Raw genomic sequence first — 21,288 nt, 5'->3', positions numbered from 1 at the left:
ACAAATTGGCCACCCAGCGCTGCTTACTGTTCGGTGTAGAATTCACCATCCCAGCTATAGCGACTGCCGTTCACGTTGATGGTGCCAGCGGTTTCGCCAATGAAACCTTGGCGGCTTGGGCCCTTGAAATCGCCTTCCAGTTCACCGCTGAGGGTAATCGTGTCGCCCTCTTGGTTGCGCAGGATGCCGGACATGTTGGCTTCGACTGATCCTTGGCTCGAACTTGTGCTAAATGTGCCTGATGACCGGTCGATCGAACTGTTCGACAGGCTGATGGACCCCGTGATGTCTGTGCCATCTTCGCGCACCAGATCAGTAATTGTCCCGCTTAACGCATCGCCGCGGTTAAAGTTGAAGGCAAGATCGCCTTCGCCAGCGGCTTCGTTTTCGTCGCTGTCAAACGCGCTGCCGAAATCAAGCAGAAACGGGCCATCGTAAGTGGCCGAACCGGCCAGCGGAATTTGCGCTTCATCGGAAAAGGCGACGGTGGCGTATTTGTTTTCGAGGTCATCGGCGCTGTTTTCAAGCTGTGAAAACGTGCGGTTCGGGACGGGAACAGGAACCGGGGTTGGCGTTGGGGCGGGCGTGGTTGTGCCGCCACAAGCGGCGAGGGTTAAGGGGACGAGTAATAGCGCGAAATTGCGTGAAAATGTCATGATCAAAGCCTTCCGTAATAAGTTGATACGAAAAGTGTTAACGATTCTGACGGGGGAGGGATGTGACGGGCGTCACAGGGGACTGAACTATCGATAAGGCAGGCCCGGCACAGCCGAGCAGCGCCCGGACCTCCCCCATTGAAGGGCGCATTACGCAATGCTTCGCCGTCCCCAACCGTTTCGATTAGATCAAGGGAGTGTTCCCTTGAAAACCTCCCCAAGGTCCGAGCGGCACCCAATCATCTATAGACGCCGCAGACCAAATGGATATTCTTCCTCCAAAGCAGAAAAGGTAGGGCAGCGTGTTGATGTCGCTTTCAGATTTGGTCGATCAAGACACGTATTTTGAGTTGCTAAAACAAGATTTCTTTACGCTCCGAATAGAGTGGCGGCTTTACAAAAGTCTATTCGGTGCAAACCCCGAAACAATTGATCTTCTCAATAGTGTTTCAGGACAAACCGCCCATACGCTTGACCGTGTCCTGTTTGAAAGAACTTTACTAGGTCTTAGAAAACTTACAGATAAGCCATCAAATTGGAAGGGTAGCAATACGACGGTCACCGTTCGGGGGCTCCCCCATTTTGTGGATTACCCGAACCCACGACTAGATAATCTAATTGCGAACGCGTCGGATTGCTGTAGTTTCGCCCGCAATTGGTCAAATAAACGAATTGCGCATGCTGATTTGGCAACCAAGTATAACGACGTGCCACTCGAAGGCGCGAGCCGAAACAGAATTGAGAACGCTCTCGAGTCAGTTTCTGAAATAATTAGGCTATTCTCTTTAGAATACTACGAGACCGATCAAGGAACACACCCGATCCCGACGTTCCTTGATGAGCGGCAGTTCTTGAAAGCTCTCTACTACGGGCAAAAACATATCGAGGAAAATGCGATTGCCCGAAAAGCTGCACTGGAAGCTAGAGATTACGCAAAACTCGAAGAGCTTGAAAAGTCAGAATTTGAGCTGCCTGAGTGGCTGAGGAGAGAAGATCCTCCGTTAATGTGAAACTCAAACATCCAACTCCTCCACGAACCGCGCGTTTTCTTGGATGTATTGGAACCGTAATTCGGGTTTCTTGCCCATCAGCCGCTCTACCAGATCGCCTGTTTCGCCCGGCATGTCGTCGTCGATTGAGACGCGGATCAGTTTGCGGGTTTCGGGGTTCATGGTCGTGTCCTTCAGGTCTTTTGCGTCCATCTCGCCCAGACCCTTAAAGCGCTGCACGTCGATTTTGCCTTTGCCGCCCAGACCTTTTTCCATCATCACGTTCTTCTCGGCGTCGTCGGCCACGTACAACCGTTTGGCGCCTTGGGTCAGGCGGTACAGCGGCGGGCAGGCCAGATAGAGGTGCCCGTTGTCGATCATCGGCCGCATCTGCGTAAAGAAGAACGTCATCAGCAGTGCCGCGATATGCGCGCCGTCGACGTCCGCATCGGTCATGATGATGATTTTGTCGTAGCGCAGGTCATCGACCACAAATTTCGGCCCGAGTTGCACGCCAAGCGCTTGTGTCAGATCGTTGATCTCTGCGTTGGAGCCCAGCTTGTTCGACGCGGCCCCGAGGACGTTCAAAATCTTACCACGCAGCGGAAGTAGGGCCTGCGTTTTGCGGTCTCGCGCCATTTTGGCAGAACCACCCGCGGAATCACCCTCGACGATAAACAGCTCTGTGCCCTCGCGGTTCGTGGCTGAACAATCGACCAGCTTGCCGGGTAGGCGCAGCTTCTTTGTCGCTGTCTTCCGCGCGGTTTCTTTTTCCTGTTTGCGCCGCAGCCGTTCTTCGGCCCGCAGCACAAGGAAATCGAGGATCGCACCCGCTGATTTCGTGTCCGCAGCCAACCAGTTGTCAAAGTGGTCGCGTACGGAGTTTTCAACCATACGTTGCGCTTCGGTCGTGGCCAATCGGTCCTTCGTCTGCCCCACAAATTCCGGTTCGCGGATAAAGCAGGACACAAGCGCACCAGCCCCCGTCGTCAGGTCGTCACGGGTGATCGTGCTGGCCTTGCGGTTGGACACAAGTTCACCGTACGCCTTGATGCCTTTCAGGATCGCGGACCAGAAACCGGCCTCGTGCGTCCCGCCTTCTGGCGTTGGCACTGTGTTACAATAGGACTGGATGAAACCGTCGCGCGTCGGGGTCCAATTCACGGCCCATTCGACCTTACCCGGTACGTTGAATTTATCTTTGAAATCAACAGTTCCGGCAAAAGGCGCGTCCGCATATGTCGTCGCACCCGATAGCGTTTCGTTCAGATAATCGGCCAGACCGCCGGGGAATTTGAACATCGCCTCTTTCGGCGTTTCCCCATCGTCGATGCCCGTTTTCCAACGGATTTCCACGCCCGAGAAAAGGTACGCCTTGGACCGTGCCATTTTGAACAGGCGGGCAGGTTTCAGCTTCAACGACCCAAAGATTTCCGCATCAGGGTGGAATGTTACAGACGTGCCGCGCCGGTTTGGGGCCGCCCCGATTTTCGCCAGCGGCGCTTGTGGCACACCGCGTGAAAACTCCATCATCATCAGTTCTTTGTTGCGCGCCACTTCAACCCGTAGGTGATCGGACAGCGCGTTCACAACGGATGACCCCACACCGTGCAAACCGCCTGAGGTTTCGTAGCTATCGCCCGAGAATTTACCACCAGCGTTCAGCGTACAGAAGATGATCTCGAGCGCGGTTTTTGATGGGTCTTTGGGATGCGGATCGGTCGGGATGCCGCGTCCGTTGTCACGCACTGTGCAATGGCCATTTTCGTGCAGTTCGATTTCAATCCACGTGGCGTGACCGGCCACCGCTTCATCCATCGAGTTATCGACGATTTCCGCGACCATATGGTGCAACGCGCGGTCGTCTTTCCCGCCGATGTACATGCCGGGGCGCAGACGGACGTGTTCCATGTCTTCCAGCACCTGAATGCTGGACGCGTCATATGTGTTTTTCTCGTTGCCGCCAGAGCCTGAAAGAAGATCGCTCGCCATACTGCCGCCCCTTATTTGTTTGGACGCATTATGATGTGCGGCGTGGATAAGGGCAATCGCATCCTTGCCCTTATCCACAAGATGTTGGGTCTACTCGCCTTGGGTGAGCGTTTCGAACCGTAGCCCAACGGCTGTTCGATACGCAAAACCGGCCCAATAGGTGTGATCCGCACCGACGGTGCCGTCTTCCGCGATATCCCAAACACCGTCAGTGGCGTTTGGTGTCAGGTCGAGGAAGTCAGCGGTATCCGCCCCCTTGAGATGTTGATCAAGGTAAACAGTGACAAAATGCTGGGTGATATTGTTCATCCGCACGTTATCCCAGACCGCATCGCTGTAGTGATCAAAGGTGCTGCGCCCCAAGGTGTCCGAAATGCCGTAGCTTTCGGCGGGGGCAGGGATTGGCGCTGCGGCATTGTGGTTGGCGTTGTCAAAGGTCAGGAGGTGACGCGTTGTGTTGACCGTACCTGCGAAAATTTCGCGGATTGCGTCGTAAATGGACACATCATCAATCCCACCAGCAATCAACATCAGGGGCTTGGTGATGCCTGCAAGGCCCGTATCGTCCCAGAACCCCGTGTTCTTGCCCCACGGACCGATGGCCACGAATGCTTTCACGCGGTCATCGTCCAGTGCGGCATGGCTTTCTGATCCGGCAAGGTTCCGGCTAAGCAGCCCTTGCGGCGCGCCCCATTCATAGGTCGTGCTGACCTCGGTTACGCCTGCGCCTGCATAGATCAACGCCCCGTATCCGCCCATCGAATAGCCCACGACGGCAGCGTTATCCGCGTCCGTCATCGCGCCTAAGTCGCCGTCGAGCGCCGCGATTTGGTCCAATACAAACCGTTGGTCCCATGGTCGGTTTACGAGTGTCGACCCAAACGCTGCCTGATCCGAATAGGTACTGTCGGTGTGGTCAATCGACGCCACGACGTAGCCCTTGGATGCCAGATTTTCGCCCAAGTGGGACATCAGGAAGCGGTTGCCCGGATAGCCGTGGCTGAGGATCACAAGCGGATAGGTTTCGCCTGTCATCGGTGCTGCATCACGCGCGGCCTGACCGTGTAAAACAACCGGCGTGACGCCGTCTCGGGTGACGGTTTTATAGGTGCCGCCTGCCTGTGTCGCCGCATCGGCGGGATACCAGATTTCTACGTCCAATGTCCGATCCGCGCGCGCGATGTCACCTTCTGCGGCTGTGTTGACGATGTCGATCTGGTCGGGATTGGTGAAGCTGAATGTCTGCACCCCCACCCTATAATCGCCGAGCGCTGCAAGCGCGGGCGCATCGGGTCGCATCCCGTCAACGCGGTTCGTGGCATGGCCATCGGCAAGGGCAGAACCTGCCATAAAGGACAAGGCAAGGGCCGTGGTCTTGGTTTGCATTGGGTATCTTCCTCCAAAGATGAGACGTGAGCGGCACACCGACAAGCATTGCTATTCGGGGCGTGCGCTGCTCAGATAACCAGAACGATAGTACAAAGCTGAAGGATATCTAGATGCGTGTTTTGACGATCGGCTGTCGTGACGTGACGCTACTGCCATGCGGCGGGGCAAAAGCGTGAGCATTGGGGCATTTGATCTTGCAGCATTCGAAGCTGCGACAGGGGCTGACCGTAAAGCGCGTGCTGCTACCCTTGACGAAATGTGCCGCACGACAGGGTTTATAGTGCTGTCAGGTCACGGCGTCGCTGCAAAAACGATCCGCGACATGTGGGCTGCAGCCGATGCGTTTTTTGCGCTGGATAGTGCATCAAAACAGGCGGTCCGCCCTCCGGTCGCCGGTGGCCCCTATGGTTATCTTGGCCCAGACCAAGAAGCGCTGGCGAAAAGCAAAGGCGTGGATACTCCGCCGGACTTAAAGGAAAGCTTTAACGGACGTGCGTTTCCGCTTCAGGTTCAAGTCGATGATCCGCAATCGCAGGCATTTGCGTCCGCGCGAACGCCTTGGCCCGAATTGGTAGGGTTTCGCGAGGCATGGGCGGCCTATTATCAAGCCGTCGAAGATCTTGGTGCACGCATAATGCATGCCTTTGCAGAAGCGCTTGATTTGCCAGCGGATTTCTTTGCCCCCTTCGGCACAGCACCGGCATCCGCCTTACGTGCTTTGCATTATCCGGCAACACGGGGGCGGGCGCTCATCGGACAGCAACGGGCGGGTGCGCATACGGATTATGGGGCACTGACAATTCTGTTGCCGCAGCAGGGATCGCAGGGCTTGCAGGTAAAGCAAGATGACGACTGGATCGATGTCGATGCTCCGAAAGATACGTTTGTGATCAATATCGGTGATCTTATGGCGCGCTGGACGGCGGACCGTTGGGTCAGCACATTGCACCGTGTCGTGGCTAAACCTGACCAGCCAAAACGCCTGTCGCTCGCCTACTTTTACCAACCGAACTGGGACGCGGTGATCAAGCCGCTGGATGGATCAGCGGCGTATCCGCCTATCGCCTTTGGGGATTACCTGATGGGCAAATTCAACGCGGCATCGGGGTGAATCTGTCGCACCCGAAGACCGTTGTCATCTGGTCAGCGCAGGAGAATAGTGCGCCTGTGCCATGATGAGAGGATCAATCGATGCCTGCCAACGCCGCCGTACACGCAATCCCGTTACCAGCAGACGCGCTGCTGCAACGCTACACTGCAGACCCGAAAAACTACACTGATTGCTACGTGAAGGACATTGCAGGGCATGTCAGTCTGTCGGACTTTATCACCGCTTTTTACACGACGCCGTTGTTCAGGGCGGAACGGCTGATCCTTAAATATGCGGTCCGTCGGCCATCGACAGACGAAGATGTCCACGCCGTTGCACATGGCGACACCCAAGAATTCGCAGCATGGACCGTCGAAGATCGCACCGAAGACCAAGTGCTTCTGTGCGATATGGCGGGGCACACGCGGTCGTGGTTTATGGTTTCGCCCATAGACGGTGGTACGCGGCTACATTTTGGATCGGCGGTCACACCGGGTGATGGGGTTGTCGTGCGGGCCATTACCCCGCTTCACAAATTATACGCACGGTCGCTTTTGCGCGGTGCCAATCCCGCGCAATCGGTTGCGATCATGCAATAGGCCTGATCGGGTTCTCGGCTGCAGGCTGGACAGCATCCAAAATTTGCGCCCATAGGGCGATAGGGCTGGACGCATCCCAACCCTAGGCCTAAGCCTACGGCATGCAACAAATAGCCACCACATATCCGGAACATTCACGCGCTATTATGAAGCTCGGGATGCCGTTGATCCTGAGTAATCTTGCGCAATTCGCGATCCATATCACGGACACTGTGATGCTGGGGTGGTATTCGGTCACCGCACTTGCGGCATCAACGATTGCGGGGACATTTTTCTTTCTGACGTTCATCGTTGGATCCGGCTTTGCGCAGGCCGTGACACCATTGGTCGCAGCCGCCGCAGAGGCAGGCGACGATCAACAGGTCCGCCGCGCAACACGCATGGCGCTGTGGTTATCGATTATTTATGGCGGGGTGATCATGATCCCGTTTATTTGGACTGAGGCGCTTTTGATCGCGATTGGCCAAGACCCGGCTGTCGCTGCAGAAGCCCAGATTTACCTGCACATCGTAGCATTCCAGATGATTCCGGCCTTGCTGGTGATGACGCTAAAGAGCTTTCTGGCGGCACTGGAAAAAACGGCCATTATTCTATGGTCGACAATTGGATCAGCGGTACTGAACGGGTTCGTGAACTACGCGCTGATCTTCGGCAACTGGGGGGCACCTGAACTTGGGATCAAAGGGGCCGCGATTGCATCGCTGAGCCTGACGATCTTGAACGTAGTGATCCTGTTGATTTACGCGTTGTGGAAGACGCCGCAGTTCCAATTGCTGCGCAATGTCTTTGCGCCAGACACAGAGGTCATGAAAAGGGTCTTTGCATTGGGCTGGCCCATCGGTTTGACAGCTTTGGCAGAAGGCGGATTGTTCAGTGCGTCCGCCGTGATGATCGGGTGGCTGGGACCGTTGCCGTTGGCGGCACACGGCATCGCGATCCAGTTGGCAAGCCTGACGTTCATGGTCCACATCGGATTTTCCCAAGCGGCAACTGTGCGGGCGGGACGTGCATTGGGGCGACGCGACGAAGACAGTCTGCGGCGCGGGGGGAGGGTTGCGATAACATTGTCCGCGGTCTTTGCTGTGTTCACGATGTTCGTCTTCTTCTTATTCCCCGAACCCCTGATTTCAGCCTTTATCGATCCGGATGAACCAGCCAAAGCGGAGCTGTTGAAAATTGGGGTCGCCTTGCTGGCTTGCGCCGGATTGTTCCAAGTTGTGGACGCATTGCAAGTCATGGCGCTTGGCCTGTTGCGCGGGGTTCAGGACACTCGCGTGCCGATGGTCATGGCGACGATCAGCTACTGGGTGATCGGACTGCCGATCAGTTACATTTTGGCCTTCCCGCTTGGCCTAGAAGGGGTGGGACTATGGCTCGGGCTAGTAGTCGGGCTGGCAGTTGCTGCAGTTCTACTGTTGTGGCGGTTTTGGGGACGGTCTGTGCGGATTTTGTCACTTTCGCCAAACGTATAAAGCGCGCCATTTCTGGCGCGCCTCGTTTCGAACTGACATGCGTCAGTAAGAATTTCATGATTCAGACGGTGTCTCCTCGAGAACGGCTGACAGCATTTTTTCGTCGTTGCCGTTACATTCCAGCATGATTGTAGCGATTGAATCATCGTCACGCTCAACACCATCGACTTCGCCAGTCAGTTCTGCCAACGCCAGTGTTTGTTCTTGACGCTCAAGTGCACCGAATTCAGCACATGTCATGTCTTCCGCAGCGGCATGTGCATCGGCAAATGCTGAATTTGCAGCAGTAATTGCAAAAAGGCTCAGGGCAGCTGGTTTAATAAGGTTTTTCATTTTCGTCTCCGTTCGTTTGTTTTCCGCTTGCTGCGGTTGATATAGCAACTGGGCGGAACGAAAATGGTTGCGGGGAAATTCAAGAAAAACGTGGGGAGGATGGAGTTTGTCACTTAAGTTGTTGATTTTGCGCCTTTAAAAATTTTAACGCTTCAGTCTTTGCGGGCAGCCATCTTGAATGCGGGCATTTCTATTGAGGGCTACGATATGAATTCGTCTATTACAGGTTGCAATTCGCGTCGTCATTTTGGGCGATTGTAATGCGCAAATAGAAATAAAAGAACAGCGGCATCGGGATAGAAATCTGCAGCGCAGGAACTGAATTATTCCTTGCTGCTTTCGCGCAAAAGACGGTCCGCTTTTTTCCGTACAAGCACAGTCCGAAGATCATGCATCGCTAGCAATAAGGAATCTGTCACCTGATCCAGTTGCTCTTCTGTTGCCCGCGATTGAACCCATTGCGTTGTCAGGTTCATGTGATCCACGGCGCGCAGAATGTCATCGACATCACGTTCGGCCAGCAAAGCGACGCGGTCGTTTAACCAGTCTTGGATGGCTGCAATGTCAGCTTCTGATAGAACGCGGTCGCCATGTGGTTTGACCTCGCCGTTGCGCACATTCACGACCGCAATCTGATCCATCTCGATCCGGCGCTGACGGTTTTCCGTGTCGACACGAAACACAAACGCGCCGTTTTCGCGAACGCGGAAGTAGTAGTCTGGTAATTCGGCGGACATGGCGAAACTCGTGTGATCAACAGGGCTTATGCATGAACCTTAGCAGTAGGATGATGCACAAGCTACCTTGCTTTGCTGATCAGGAAAGGCCTTCACAGAACGTGATAATCCGGTTGCAGGCCTCGCGCAGCGCCTCGTTCGAGGTGGCATAGCTGACCCGAAAATTCGGTGACAAACCAAACGCAGCGCCAAACACGACAGCGACGCCCGTTTCTTCCAGAAGCGCTGTTGCAAAGACTTCGTCATTGGTAATCGTCACGCCCGCTTTCGACGTTTTTCCGATGCAGCCAGCAATCGACGGATAGACATAGAACGCGCCTTCCGGTTTCGGGCAGACGATACCAGGGGCCTTGTTCAGCAGGTCCACCACCAGATCGCGACGGGTGATGAACAGGTCGTTGTTTGGCGCGAGGTAATCCTGTGTGCCGTTCAAAGCCTCTACCGCCGCCCATTGGCTGATCGTGCAGGGGTTCGACGTGGACTGGGATTGGACCTTGCGGATCGCCTTGATCAGCATCTCAGGTCCTGCTGCATAGCCGATCCGCCAACCTGTCATTGCGTAAGCCTTGGACACGCCGTTGATGGTCAACGTACGGTCATATAGTGCGGGTTCAACCTGCGCCGGGGTGCAGAATTTGAAGTCGCCGTAGGCCAGATGTTCATACATATCATCGGTCATCACCCAAACATGGGGGTGGCCAACCAGCACATCAGTCAGCGCTTTCAACTCGTCCCACGAATAGCCCGCACCAGTCGGGTTCGACGGCGAATTGAACAGAAACCATTTTGTCTTGGGCGTAATCGCGGCCTCAAGCTGGTCTGCTGTGATCTTATATCCTTGTTCCATCACGCCTTCGACGAATACAGGTTCGCCGCCGCCCAATTTCACCATGTCAGGATATGACACCCAGTAGGGGGCAGGGATGATCACCTCGTCGCCCGCGTTCAGCGTTGCGATAAAGGCATTGTACAATACTTGTTTGCCGCCCGTACCTACGGTGACTTGGGCGGCGGTATAGTCCAGATCGTTGTCACGCTTGAATTTGGTGCAGATTGCTTGTTTCAGCTCTGGGATACCATCGACGGCGGTATATTTGGTCTTTCCCGCGTTAATTGCAGCAATGCCTGCGGCCTTGATGTTCTGGGGCGTGTCGAAATCAGGTTCACCAGCACCCAGACCGATTACATCACGGCCAGCCGCTTTCAGTTCCTGCGCCTTCGTGGTCACTGCAATGGTCGGTGACGGCTTAACGCGGTCGAGTGTCGCGGACAGAAAGGTCATGGCGCTGGTCCTGTGGTCAACTAAGGTTAGCCATGTCATAGGGTGGACACGGCCCCTGACGCAAGCGACAAGGACGACATGATGACTGACGATGATAATTGGTACAGCGACGACGCAGCAACGCTAGGGGACCGGTTGGTTGCGGCACGATCTGCAGCTGGCTTGGACCAAGTGGAACTTGCAACGCAACTTGGTGTCAAAGTGACGACGCTTGATGCGTGGGAAAACGACTGGAAAGAACCACGGGCGAACCGGCTACAAATGCTGACAGGCCTGTTGGGCGTGTCATTGCGCTGGTTGCTGACGGGCGTCGGCGAAGGGCCGGAGAACCCTGAAGACGGCACCGAAATTTCGAATGACGTGAATGACATGTTGGTCGAGATGCGCCGCCTGCGGGCGCAAATCGCAAAATCGTCTGTGAAACTAGGCGAGCTGGAGAAAAGGCTGCGTAAGGCGCTGACTGAATGATGACCGAGACACGAGACACCAAAATCAAGCGGCTTCATATGCGGTCGATACGCCGTGGGATCAAGGAAATGGACCTGATCCTGACGGCTTACGCCACTGATTATATGCCGGATCTATCCGACGCAGAGCTTGAGACATACGACAGCTTTCTCAAAGAATACGATCACGACATCTACGGCTGGATCACGGGGCAAGGCGAGGCACCGGAAGAATACGCAGGTATTATGACCGTGATCATGGGCCTCGCGTCAGGATTGACCCGACCCAATTAGGTCCCCCGTTTTTGGGGAAAATTTAACGAAATGTTGGGATTCGCCTGTCATTGCTCAATGAAGCAGTGATTGACGGAGATAGTGATGAGCATTCATTCCCATTTGGCGACAGACGAAAAAGCGCCCGAACAGGCCAGCACCGTCGCGTTTATGGCCAGTTACCTTGAAGGTTTGACGCTGGTGGAACGGCTGCATCGGCTATTGCTCGATGTGATCAAAGACGAATTTGAACGTGTCGGCGTATTGGAAATTAATGCGGTGCAGGCGCTGCTGTTGTTCAATATCGGCGACAACGAAGTGACGGCAGGCGAACTGAAATCGCGCGGGTATTATCAGGGGTCGAATGTCAGCTATAACCTGAAGAAACTCGTTGATATGGGATACATGCACCATCAACGTTCCGAAGTTGATCGCCGGTCAGTACGGGTTAGCTTGACGGAAAAAGGGCGGCACATCCGAACTATCGTGGCGAAACTATTTGCGACACATGCCGATGGTCTGATGGGACGCGGCGTGCTTGATCATCAGGGTATGGACGACATCACAACGGCCTTGCGTCGAGTCGAACGTTATTGGACTGAACAAATCCGCTATATCTATTGATCAGCCACGTGGGGTGGGGGATGGCGGTGGTGCCGCATCCCCGATCATTTGAGATAGAAGCTCTCTGATCAATTTCCGACGCATTGTGTCTTCGTAATCAGCAAAGCCATCGGCGACTTCGATGAACGACGCTGGCCCCCGAATGACTTCGTCTTGGAAGAAAGTCACAAGGTCGTCCCGCGTTTCAAGAATGGACGCATCGACGACCAAACCATTCACCGTCACGTTGTCAAACGCAAAAGCATTGTAGGCTTCGGCAGGGCCAAAGCCGTCGTTGTTTTTACCGTCTCCGGCGATATCAACAGTTCTCGCGAAACAATCAGGCCGTTCGCGTAACCGCGTTGCGGCATAGCCAAGCGCGTAGCCCATTGCTGTTGGAAAATCGCGCTGACCGCGCGTCGAATTTGCGATACTTCTAGATACGTCCTGCAGATCACGCTCACGCGTGATGTCGCGCCATTCGACCAAGACTTTCTGGTGATAACGCCCGCTCCATTCATAGACCAGCAAAGCAACGGGATCATCTGTCACGAAAAACGCGCTTTGTACGTCAGGGGCGAGTAGGGCGTTGGCAAGACCTTGGCGCTGCAACTGATCTTCGGCTTCATCGACCGAATTCGAGACATCAATGGCAAGAACCAGCGCCAAACGGCAGGCTTGCGCGGGCAATGCTGCCCACGCAAATATCAAACAAAAGACAGCGTGTCTTACCAATGGCCGGTGTTTGCCATGCTCGCCCATGGTTCTTGAGCGGGTAGGTTTTCACCTTCTTGCAGCAGTTCGATAGACACATTGTCTGGTGAGCGGACAAAAGCCATATGGCCATCGCGTGGCGGTCGGTTAATTGTCACGCCATTGTCCATAAGATGCTGGCACAACGCATAAATATCGGATGTGCGATAGGCGAGGTGACCAAAGTGGCGACTGTCGGATGGCAGGCCATCATCGCCGTCCCAGTTATACGTCAGTTCTACCGGACAATCTTCGTCGCCGCGGGCGGCCATGAACAGTAGCGTAAAACGACCACCTTCATTTTCGTGCCGCTTTGTTTCTTTCATCCCGAGCAGTTCAAAAAACGCGATAGACGCGTCCAAGTCTTTCACGCGCACCATGGTGTGCAAATATTTAAGTGACATTAAAGGCTCCTTGATTGTGGTCACAACCTAGGGCGCTGTTGCGCTTTGGCCAAGCGCAATCGGTCAGAACGATGACGTGATATCAAACCCGAAGTTCGTGAATTCGCGGTCAAACAGGTCGATCGACGATTCTTGAACCGTGCGTTCGATGTTCACGACTGGCTGGAAGCCAAGATACTCGATATCTGTGAACACCGCGCGAACGCTGGCGGATTTGATCGTCTCATCTCGCCCCAAAGCACTAAAGCGGGACGCTTCGAAATCGCGTGTTTCGTAGCTAAAGGTCGTGCCGATTTGCACACCAAATAGCGGCTCTGGAAAATCGTAGTTGATGCCATAGCGCACGGAATCGTAATCCGCGTCATCGTTGTCTGACTGGCTATCGCGCACAGCAACAGACACCGCCAAGTCACCATAGTCGGCAAGATCACGCGCCCAAACCGTTTGCAGGTTATATGTCATGACCGGATCACTGTCTTCGAGGCTGGTTTGCTTTTGCGCAAAACCGGACAGCAGGATCGTATCTACATCCGACAACTTCCACGACTGGGATGCAGATGCCGTTACAAAACGCGCGTTCGCATCGCCGCCATACCAGCTTTGCCCAAAGGACAGCGTCGCACTGGTCGGTTGCATGTCTGGCGAGAGGAGGAAGCGGTGTGTTGCGCCAAGACTGAGCGTCGCGTTTGAAAAATCACCGCCTGTGACGCCTTCACCAGCTTGGTCTTTTGCATTTTCCGTCAGCCAATAGGTGCGGCCGGAGAATCCGAGATCCAAGAATGTCGCTGACATTTCGTTCGTATGGGCGCGATAACGCAAGTTTGCACTCGCTGAGGCTTCCCAACCGGATAACGCGCGTGCATCGCCGTTGAGAACGAAGGGCAGGCCAAGATCGAAAAGATCTGTCGTCTCGCTGGAGCTGCCATTGTTCACGTTTGTCGATGGCGTGATGCCGAAACGCAAATTGACGGACAGCGGGTTGCGTGACCGAACGGCGCGGAAATCCCGTGCAACAGATTCGCGCGCCTGATCGTTTGGCGCATCCTGCCGCGCCAAACGCAGCCAAGCTTGGGACCGCGTGTAGTTTTCTTGTTCGACGTGCGCGAATGCGACCAAACGAGCCGCCGAGAACCGTTGATTTGCAGTTGCCGCATTCCAATGTGCACGGCTACCAAAATCCACAGCACCCGCAAAATCCTCTGCGAGTAGTGCAGCCTCAGTGCGCAGAATGAGCGCGCCGGCGTTTTGGGGATCACGTTCAAGGAGCGCGTTGGCCGCTTGGGCGGCTACGCGTGCATCACCTTGTTGCAGAGCGGCAAGGGCGATCTGCTGAACTTGTCCCGCAGTCAATTGCACCTGCTGGGATACAGCCGTTGAAACGCTTAGGGTTGCCGCAACAATGGCGGCGCAGACGCGCCGCCCCAATTGTTTAACGTGTGGCAATAAAGCCTCCGGTCTCTTGGAAGTTTACACCCTGAAAACGCGAATCTTCGGATTCGATCACGATCACACCAACAATTTCACCACCATCAGCCGCATCGGTCAGGTCACCTGCGATGATACCAGCGTATGTTCCCGTTTCGTAGACACGGATCGCGCCAGTACGGTCGATAATTGTGTTGGAAAGGTTGCCGCCAATTTCGCCATTCTCGGAAATTGTCGTACCGCCTTCACGGATAATGAATGGCAGGTTCGGCAGTTGGACTGCATTTGTGCTGCCAAGCGACGCATCAATGTTGCGGTTCGTTTCAATGGCAGAACCGAATTCGTTATAGGCCTGACGATTGCTGAGGACACCTTTGATACCAGGTGTTCCGTTAAAGTCGTCAAAATCGATATCAATATTGATGTCAGCGGACGTCAGGATATCACGCACTGGCAAGTCAGACGTTGCGAATGTGTCCGAAACACGAACCCCGGCATATGTGCCGTTGAACGTGGCTTGGCCTGTCGTCGGAACGGTGAAATCACCCGCGCGCTGATACGCAAAGGTACCAAAACCGTAGTCGCCATATCCGCCGGTCCGTACAACTGCGAATGATGTCCGGAAAGCTTGATCATCTTCACCTTCGCCGACGATGACGTCACTGACATCGTATAAAGCAAAATATGGAACGATCTGGTCGATTTGGTTACCGGACAAGGTATCCGTAACTTGAAGATCGCCTTGATAGACCGCAACCGTACCAATTTGTGGCAGCGCGGCAAACCGTTCGTATTCGTTCAGACCATCAAATGCGATCCCGTCGATGACAAAAACGTCGCCATCGCCGCTATAGTTGAACAATGATGTAACGCCCCCACCGATTTCATTCGGGGCCTCTACACGCACAATGTCACCGCGATCAGACAAAACGCCGCGCAACGGTGGCGCAATAGTACCGGCGTTCAAGACGTCTTCCGGTTCGTCAACGTCATCCGGCTCTACGTCCTGAAAGGGGATGTCTGTTTCGGTGCCATCAGTCGCGTCTTCGACATCGAAAAGCGGCTGTCCATCGCCACAAGCCGCGAGAACGGCCAGCATGGCCAGTGTAAGTGGGGTGCGTGTCATAGGTGGCGTCCGCTTTTTCTGCAAAGTCAAGATTTGTGTCACTCTCGTGTTTGGGGGGCTGCGTGTCAACGTGCGAGAGGCGAAAATATACGCATTTTCCACGTGATATCGCGGATTTTCGGCAACGCCGCCCTATATGTAGTTGTCTGGTGACAGATCAAAATGGCAATTTTTAGGCCTGAAATAGCTGTAGCAAGACATTTCCATTCCACCACACGTTGCGCGAAAATGGTTAATTATTCATGTGTTTGCACGGTGTTTTTGTCTGGATCGGCGGTAAATCGCGGGCCTTGATTCCAGTAGTACCCTTGTCGGTCCTGCCTGCTCCGTTAAGTCTTGCCTTCACAAGGCGCCGCGATTCGAGCGTCACAGGGGGACCGGCATGCAAGAATATCTTAACGCACTTCGAACCGTTCTGGACAAAGGGGTGCCGTCCGACGACCGGACCGGCACCGGCACGACGTCTTATTTCGGGATGCAATGCCGTTACGATCTGCGCGACGGTTTTCCACTGGTGACGACGAAGAAGCTGCATCTCAAGTCCATTATCCACGAACTGCTGTGGTTTCTCGCTGGTGATACAAACATCGGGTATCTGAAGGAAAACGGTGTCCGCATCTGGGATGAATGGGCCGATGCGGATGGTGATTTGGGGCCGGTCTACGGTTACCAATGGCGGCACTTCCCGCAGGTGAAGAACGGGGCGCTAGTGGGCGAGATCGACCAGATTTCAGCGCTGGTGGAGGCGATCAAAACCAACCCATCGTCGCGCCGTCATATCGTGTCCGCATGGAACCCCGGCGACGTTGACGACATGGCGCTGCCGCCGTGCCATACGTTGTGGCAGGTGCGCGTACAGGGCGACACGATGCATATGCAGCTTTATCAACGCTCTGCCGATATGTTCCTCGGGGTGCCGTTTAATATCGCGTCCTACGCTCTACTGCTCGAAATGCTGGCACATGTGACCGGGTACAAAGCGGGTGAATTCATTCACACGATGGGCGACGCGCATATCTATTCGAACCACATGGATCAGGTCGCGACCCAGCTTGCGCGCACGCCCCACGAAGCGCCGCGTTTGGTCATAAAACGGAAAGTCGACAGCATCTTTGACTTCAAGTTCGACGACTTTGCGTTCGAAAACTACAATCCAGAACCGGTGATTAAAGCGCCAGTGGCGGTTTAGACCATGATTTCATTGATCGTAGCACGGGCCAAAAACAACGCAATCGGGCGGGACGGGGATATGCCATGGCATCTGCCCGAAGACCTCGCGATGTTCCAACGCGAAACGCGGGGCGGGGCGGTCATCATGGGGCGGCGGACATGGGACAGCCTGCCTGAAGCCTACCGCCCGCTCAAAGGGCGCCATAATGTCGTGGTCACGCGGTCTGCGCTTGATGGCCCCCATGATGTCGTCGGATCAATCGAAGCGGCCATCGCTGCATGTCATGCAGCGGGCTACACCCGCGTCTACGGGATTGGCGGCGCGGGTATCTATGCGGCGCTACTTCCATTGGCGGACAGGCTTTTGATCACCGAAGTTGACCTGAATGTGTCGGACGCCGATACGTTTTTCCCTACATTCGATGAAACCGATTGGCGTCAGATCGGCCAGCACGTGTTGCGCACTGAAGGACCAGCCTGCGTGTTGCGCGAATTAATTAAGTGAGGCGACCATCACCGCCGCACTTTTGGGTGCAATGTGGACTAGGGCGCTGACAGGCCCGCAATAGTCTTATTGCTTCACAATGTTCCCGGCCATCTGACGACCATCGCGTCCGTCGATCAATTCGTAGGTGACCTTTTCGTCATCTGCCAAACCCGTCAGGCCTGATTGTTCAACAGCGGAAATATGCACGAAAACGTCGGCGCCGCCTTCTTCAGGGGCAATGAACCCGAAACCCTTGGCTGTGTTGAACCATTTTACTGTCCCGCTTGGCATTTGGACGTCTCCTAGTCATTCGATGTTGTCTTCAAATTGGATATTGCTTCACGTAAGGATAGGGCGATTTTTGAGAAGGCAAATCTGAGCGACAATAAAATTCAAAGGCGCTCGAATTGCCTAAAAAGGAGGCAGAAATGCGCTTTATTGGACTGAAAACCTGCGACACGTGCCGTAAGGCGCTGAAGGCGTTAGAGGCTGCTGGAATTGATGTGCAGGTCACCGATGTCAGGGCCGATGGATTGACCGACGCCGAAATTGAGCAAATCGTCGAAAAATTCCCCGCTAAGGCGATTAACAAGGCATCAACCACGTGGCGTGGGTTGAGTGATTCCGAAAAAGAAAGCGATCCCAAAGACTTGCTGCGGGCCCATCCAACGTTGATGAAACGCCCGGTGGTGATCGGTGAAGATTGGACCATCGGCTGGGACAAAGCCACGCAGGCCAAATGGCTTGGCGCATGAGCATGCCGTTCATATCTGCAGGCAAAGGAGAACGACATGCGTAATGCAGCTGGCATTTTAGGAATTATCGCGGGCCTGATGGGGATCGTGGTTGGATTGGTGGGCTACGGCTATGCCGAACTGACTGCGAATGTGCCGGAAGTCGGCGAGACATTCTGGTTGCTTGAAAACCCTGATTACATTCGCGCGATGAGCTTTCTAGCCCCTCTATTAGCGATTGCGGGTGGTGCGATGGCCAAAACTCGCGCCTTGTGGGCCGGGATCGCGTTGCTGCTGTCTTGTGCGGCGTTCTACACGGCGTTCGGGTTCAACATCGGTACGATGTTCCCGATCGGGTTCGCCGGTTTGGGCGGTCTCTTGGCGATTGCTGCGGGCAAACCTGACGAAGAAAAGGCCCACTTTTAGGGGCTGTATTTTGGCGCAAGCGGTGATTGGGGGCCGGCCCCCAAACCCCCGAGATATTTATGACCAAAAGAAAAGGGGGCCGCGGTGGCCCCCTTTTGCGTCAGCTTCGTAGGTCGGGTGGGGTGGCTTCTAGGCCGAGATCTTTGACGATCTCGTCGAGTGCAATCACCTTGGTCTGCTTTTCACCCAAACGGCGCAGGTTGACGGTCCGTTCTTCAATTTCACGCGCGCCGATCGCGAGGATCGCAGGCACCTTGCCAAGCGAATGTTCGCGGACCTTGTAGTTGATCTTTTCGTTGCGAATGTCGGCTTCAGCCCGCACGCCCGCAGCTTTCAGCGCCGCAACAACTTCATGCACGTAGTCATTGGCGTCCGAGATGATCGAGGCCACGACGACCTGACGCGGTGCCAACCAGAACGGCAGTTTGCCCGCGTGTTCCTCGATCAGAATGCCGATAAAGCGTTCAAAGGATCCGAGGGTCGCGCGGTGCAGCATGACCGGCTGATGTTTGTTACCGTCTTGTCCGATGTAACTCGCGTCGAGCCGTTCGGGCAGGTTTGCGTCCACCTGAAGTGTGCCACATTGCCAGTCGCGGCCAATCGCGTCGGTCAGGGTAAATTCAAGCTTTGGCCCGTAGAACGCGCCTTCACCTTCGAGAATTTCGAATTCGTGACCAGCGGCGCTGCATGCATCGCCAAGCGCTGCTTCCATCTGGTCCCAAGTTTCATCCGACCCGATCCGTTTTTCAGGACGTGTGGACAGTTTGATGGTCCAGTCGTCAAAGCCGAGATCGCTGTAGACGCGGGACAGGAAGTCGATGAAGACCTTGGTTTCTGCAGTGATCTGGTCATCGGCGCAGAAAATGTGCCCGTCGTCTTGGGTAAAGCCGCGCACGCGCATGATGCCGTGCAGCGCGCCTGACGGCTCATACCGTGCGCAGGACCCGAATTCGGCCATGCGCAGCGGCAGATCGCGATAAGATTTCAAGCCTTGGTTAAAGATTTGCACGTGGCAGGGGCAGTTCATCGGCTTGAGCGCGTTGACCGCTTTTTCACGTGCATGATCTTCGTCAACTTCGACGATGAACATGTTTTCTTGGTACTTTTCCCAGTGACCTGACGCTTCCCACAATTTGCGGTCCACGACTTGTGGCGTGTTTACTTCGACGTAGCCGCCTTTGCGCTGTTGGCGGCGCATGTAGTCTTGCAGTTCGGTGTACACCTGCCAGCCGTTCGGGTGCCAGAACACCTGACCGGGCGCTTCTTCTTGCATATGGAACAGGTCCATTTCGCGGCCCAGCTTGCGATGATCACGTAAAGCTGCTTCTTCCAAACGGTGCAGGTGTTGTTTCAGACCTTCTTTGTTGGTGAAGGCCGCGCCGTAGATACGTTGCAACATCGGACGGTCGCTGTCGCCGCGCCAGTAGGCACCTGCGATGGACATCAGTTTGAAACAATCACCCGCGATCTGCCCAGTGTGCTGCAGGTGCGGCCCACGACACAGGTCCTGCCAGTCGCCGTGCCAATACATGCGCAGCGGTTCATCACCCGGGATGCTTTCTATCAGTTCGACCTTGTACGGTTCGCCCTTATCTTTGTAGTGCTGGATTGCCCTTGGGCGATCCCAAATCTCGGTTCGGACTTCATCACGTTTGTTGATGATTTCCTTCATCTTCTTTTCAATGGTCGCGAGATCTTCGGGAACGAAAGGTTCTTTGCGGTCAAAGTCATAGTACCAACCGTCTTTGATCACAGGCCCAATGGTGACCTGCACGTCTGGCCACAATTCTTGGACAGCGCGCGCCATGATGTGCGCCAGATCGTGGCGAACAAGTTCCAGTGCTTGCTCTTCATCTTTCATGGTGTGCAGCGCGATGGATGCATCTTCTTCAATCGGCCACTGCAGGTCGTAATGCTGCCCGTTCACGGTCGCAGAAATCGCCTTTTTGCGCAGGCTGCTTGAGATATCAGCAGCCACGTCAGCCGCAGTGATGCCAGCCTCGTATTGGCGCGCGTTGCCGTCAGGAAATGTAAGAGAGATTTGGGCCATGCTATTGGGCTCCTCGTCAGTTTGGCGCCTACGAAGCGCCCGGTTGCGGGTTATGTGTTTGGCCTAAATGGCGAAACTTCGCGAAGCGGTCAAGGCACCACCTGTGCGCCCGCGGTCCGCCATCTTGAAAGGTGACGGCGCGCGACACGCAATCGCCATTCAGCATCCGTCCTTGCGCCACAATTGGGCGGCAAAACGGCGCCAAGTAGTATTCTTATGAGCAAGGTGTCATCTAATGAGAGAGATTTTACTGGGTTTTTTCGCTTTGGCGATCCTGTCGGCCTGTGGCGGGGGAAGCACGTCAAATCCGCCGCCAATATCTGGGATTAATGCGCTCCGCGCGGAAACGTCCCGACTAGCCGCAATAGGCGAGACGCTCGATGTCACGCCCGCCGATTCAGTTGCAGTCACCGGAGGCGCCGAATTTAAAGGTGTTTTGGCAGTTGGATTGCTGCCTGACTCATATGGTGGGATCGGCTTGGGCGGTGATATGACCATGGGCGTCGATTTCGATACTGGTGATGTGACTGGCGAAGTTGTTGATTTCTATAGCCGCGATGGCGAAGCCCTTGACGGTGCATTGGCCCTATCGAGCGGCGCGGCTTTTGCTTTTGCAGACGGGGTTTTCGTCGGTGCTGAGGTTTCCGGTGACCTAGAGATTTACGGCGAAGTGAAAGACGTGGAAGGCATCATAGCTGGAGGTGTCGCAGGTGACAGCGGCGAAATCGTGGCTGGGCTTGTCGAATTGGACTATGACTGGCAACTGCCAGGCGACGGGCCAATCATTACTACGACGCTTGAGGGTGGGTTCATCGTCGAACGTCAGTAGTCGCACAACCTGCACAATACGAT

24 protein-coding genes are annotated in these 21,288 nt (G+C 54.9%); 12 read left to right on the top strand and 12 right to left on the bottom strand.

Features of this window, described 5'->3' with window-relative positions:
* Positions 1–23: 23 nt before the first annotated feature.
* A complete protein-coding gene (locus AC0L7R_RS13415) occupies positions 24–656 on the bottom strand; it encodes a hypothetical protein (RefSeq protein WP_473657369.1) in 633 nt (210 codons plus the stop codon).
* Between the two features lie 308 nt (positions 657–964).
* On the opposite strand from AC0L7R_RS13415, the gene AC0L7R_RS13410 reads away from it, so the two are divergent.
* Complete coding sequence (locus AC0L7R_RS13410; protein ID WP_473657368.1) at positions 965–1,666, top strand: AbiU2 domain-containing protein; 702 nt, start codon at positions 965–967, stop codon at positions 1,664–1,666.
* Positions 1,667–1,669: 3 nt separating this feature from the next.
* Here the strand turns inward: AC0L7R_RS13410 and AC0L7R_RS13405 are convergent, their stop codons facing one another.
* Together AC0L7R_RS13405 and AC0L7R_RS13400 are read right to left on the bottom strand one after the other, a co-directional pair.
* Positions 1,670–3,637, bottom strand: coding sequence for a DNA gyrase/topoisomerase IV subunit B (locus AC0L7R_RS13405; protein WP_247126033.1), 1,968 nt, complete (start codon positions 3,635–3,637; stop codon positions 1,670–1,672).
* A 90-nt stretch (positions 3,638–3,727) separates the two neighbouring features.
* The gene (locus AC0L7R_RS13400) at positions 3,728–5,023 is read right to left on the bottom strand and encodes an alpha/beta fold hydrolase (RefSeq protein WP_473657367.1); all 1,296 of its coding nucleotides are present in this window, start codon (positions 5,021–5,023) and stop codon (positions 3,728–3,730) included.
* 175 nt (positions 5,024–5,198) lie between these two features.
* Between AC0L7R_RS13400 and AC0L7R_RS13395 the strand changes: the two genes are divergently transcribed.
* From AC0L7R_RS13395 to AC0L7R_RS13385, 3 genes are all read left to right on the top strand, one after another.
* On the top strand, positions 5,199–6,137 hold the full coding sequence (locus tag AC0L7R_RS13395; protein WP_473657365.1) for a 2OG-Fe(II) oxygenase family protein: 939 nt from the start codon (positions 5,199–5,201) through the stop codon (positions 6,135–6,137).
* 80 nt (positions 6,138–6,217) lie between these two features.
* Complete coding sequence (locus tag AC0L7R_RS13390) at positions 6,218–6,715, top strand: hypothetical protein (protein ID WP_473657364.1); 498 nt, start codon at positions 6,218–6,220, stop codon at positions 6,713–6,715.
* Positions 6,716–6,816: 101 nt separating this feature from the next.
* On the top strand, positions 6,817–8,187 hold the full coding sequence (locus tag AC0L7R_RS13385; protein WP_473657363.1) for an MATE family efflux transporter: 1,371 nt from the start codon (positions 6,817–6,819) through the stop codon (positions 8,185–8,187).
* A gap of 54 nt (positions 8,188–8,241) precedes the next feature.
* Here AC0L7R_RS13385 and AC0L7R_RS13380 read toward each other — a convergent pair whose 3' ends face one another.
* The 3 genes from AC0L7R_RS13380 to AC0L7R_RS13370 all read right to left on the bottom strand — a co-directional run bounded on the left by AC0L7R_RS13380 (position 8,242) and on the right by AC0L7R_RS13370 (position 10,539).
* Positions 8,242–8,520, bottom strand: coding sequence for a hypothetical protein (locus AC0L7R_RS13380; protein ID WP_348107886.1), 279 nt, complete (start codon positions 8,518–8,520; stop codon positions 8,242–8,244).
* A gap of 323 nt (positions 8,521–8,843) precedes the next feature.
* On the bottom strand, positions 8,844–9,257 hold the full coding sequence (locus AC0L7R_RS13375) for a hypothetical protein (RefSeq protein ID WP_473657362.1): 414 nt from the start codon (positions 9,255–9,257) through the stop codon (positions 8,844–8,846).
* Positions 9,258–9,336: 79 nt separating this feature from the next.
* Positions 9,337–10,539, bottom strand: coding sequence for an aminotransferase class I/II-fold pyridoxal phosphate-dependent enzyme (locus AC0L7R_RS13370; protein WP_473657361.1), 1,203 nt, complete (start codon positions 10,537–10,539; stop codon positions 9,337–9,339).
* Positions 10,540–10,617: 78 nt separating this feature from the next.
* Between AC0L7R_RS13370 and AC0L7R_RS13365 the strand changes: the two genes are divergently transcribed.
* The 3 genes from AC0L7R_RS13365 to AC0L7R_RS13355 all read left to right on the top strand — a co-directional run bounded on the left by AC0L7R_RS13365 (position 10,618) and on the right by AC0L7R_RS13355 (position 11,882).
* Positions 10,618–11,007: a helix-turn-helix domain-containing protein gene (locus AC0L7R_RS13365; protein ID WP_473657359.1), complete on the top strand. Its 390-nt coding sequence runs from the start codon at positions 10,618–10,620 to the stop codon at positions 11,005–11,007.
* Positions 11,004–11,279 (top strand): succinate dehydrogenase assembly factor 2, encoded by a 276-nt coding sequence (locus tag AC0L7R_RS13360; protein ID WP_473657358.1) that lies wholly within the window; start codon positions 11,004–11,006, stop codon positions 11,277–11,279. The genes AC0L7R_RS13365 and AC0L7R_RS13360 overlap by 4 nt, the downstream gene beginning before the upstream one ends.
* 84 nt (positions 11,280–11,363) lie before the next feature.
* Complete coding sequence (locus AC0L7R_RS13355; protein ID WP_247126044.1) at positions 11,364–11,882, top strand: MarR family winged helix-turn-helix transcriptional regulator; 519 nt, start codon at positions 11,364–11,366, stop codon at positions 11,880–11,882.
* On the opposite strand, the gene AC0L7R_RS13350 is transcribed toward AC0L7R_RS13355, so the two are convergent.
* The 4 genes from AC0L7R_RS13350 to AC0L7R_RS13335 all read right to left on the bottom strand — a co-directional run bounded on the left by AC0L7R_RS13350 (position 11,883) and on the right by AC0L7R_RS13335 (position 15,569).
* On the bottom strand, positions 11,883–12,572 hold the full coding sequence (locus AC0L7R_RS13350) for a DUF1194 domain-containing protein (RefSeq protein WP_473657356.1): 690 nt from the start codon (positions 12,570–12,572) through the stop codon (positions 11,883–11,885).
* A 17-nt stretch (positions 12,573–12,589) separates the two neighbouring features.
* Entirely contained in the window at positions 12,590–13,018 is a 429-nt protein-coding gene (locus tag AC0L7R_RS13345; RefSeq protein WP_473657355.1) for a VOC family protein, read from the bottom strand.
* 63 nt (positions 13,019–13,081) lie between these two features.
* Positions 13,082–14,461 carry a surface lipoprotein assembly modifier gene (locus tag AC0L7R_RS13340; RefSeq protein WP_473657353.1) on the bottom strand — a complete coding sequence of 460 codons (1,380 nt, stop codon included), beginning with the start codon at positions 14,459–14,461 and terminating at the stop codon, positions 13,082–13,084.
* Positions 14,448–15,569, bottom strand: coding sequence for a hypothetical protein (locus tag AC0L7R_RS13335; protein WP_473657352.1), 1,122 nt, complete (start codon positions 15,567–15,569; stop codon positions 14,448–14,450). The genes AC0L7R_RS13340 and AC0L7R_RS13335 overlap by 14 nt, the downstream gene beginning before the upstream one ends.
* Before the next feature lie 382 nt (positions 15,570–15,951).
* Here AC0L7R_RS13335 and AC0L7R_RS13330 point away from each other — a divergent pair, with 382 nt between their 5' ends.
* Positions 15,952–16,758 carry a thymidylate synthase gene (locus AC0L7R_RS13330; RefSeq protein WP_473657351.1) on the top strand — a complete coding sequence of 269 codons (807 nt, stop codon included), beginning with the start codon at positions 15,952–15,954 and terminating at the stop codon, positions 16,756–16,758.
* A gap of 3 nt (positions 16,759–16,761) precedes the next feature.
* Positions 16,762–17,244, top strand: coding sequence for a dihydrofolate reductase (locus tag AC0L7R_RS13325; protein ID WP_473657350.1), 483 nt, complete (start codon positions 16,762–16,764; stop codon positions 17,242–17,244).
* Positions 17,245–17,310: 66 nt separating this feature from the next.
* Here AC0L7R_RS13325 and AC0L7R_RS13320 read toward each other — a convergent pair whose 3' ends face one another.
* Positions 17,311–17,517, bottom strand: coding sequence for a cold-shock protein (locus AC0L7R_RS13320; RefSeq protein WP_247126051.1), 207 nt, complete (start codon positions 17,515–17,517; stop codon positions 17,311–17,313).
* A gap of 137 nt (positions 17,518–17,654) precedes the next feature.
* Between AC0L7R_RS13320 and AC0L7R_RS13315 the strand changes: the two genes are divergently transcribed.
* Positions 17,655–17,981 (top strand): ArsC/Spx/MgsR family protein, encoded by a 327-nt coding sequence (locus tag AC0L7R_RS13315; RefSeq protein ID WP_473657349.1) that lies wholly within the window; start codon positions 17,655–17,657, stop codon positions 17,979–17,981.
* 36 nt (positions 17,982–18,017) lie between these two features.
* Positions 18,018–18,386: a hypothetical protein gene (locus tag AC0L7R_RS13310; RefSeq protein WP_348107875.1), complete on the top strand. Its 369-nt coding sequence runs from the start codon at positions 18,018–18,020 to the stop codon at positions 18,384–18,386.
* Positions 18,387–18,486: 100 nt separating this feature from the next.
* Here the strand turns inward: AC0L7R_RS13310 and thrS are convergent, their stop codons facing one another.
* Positions 18,487–20,436: a threonine--tRNA ligase gene (gene thrS, locus AC0L7R_RS13305; RefSeq protein ID WP_473657348.1), complete on the bottom strand. Its 1,950-nt coding sequence runs from the start codon at positions 20,434–20,436 to the stop codon at positions 18,487–18,489.
* Between the two features lie 235 nt (positions 20,437–20,671).
* Here thrS and AC0L7R_RS13300 point away from each other — a divergent pair, with 235 nt between their 5' ends.
* A complete protein-coding gene (locus AC0L7R_RS13300; protein WP_473657347.1) occupies positions 20,672–21,265 on the top strand; it encodes a hypothetical protein in 594 nt (197 codons plus the stop codon).
* Positions 21,266–21,288 lie beyond the last annotated feature (23 nt).

It is taken from the genome of Yoonia sp. D2-7 (assembly GCF_055809435.1).
Note: the sequence above shows the minus strand (reverse complement) of the source record. Positions and strands in the feature narration are given on the sequence as shown.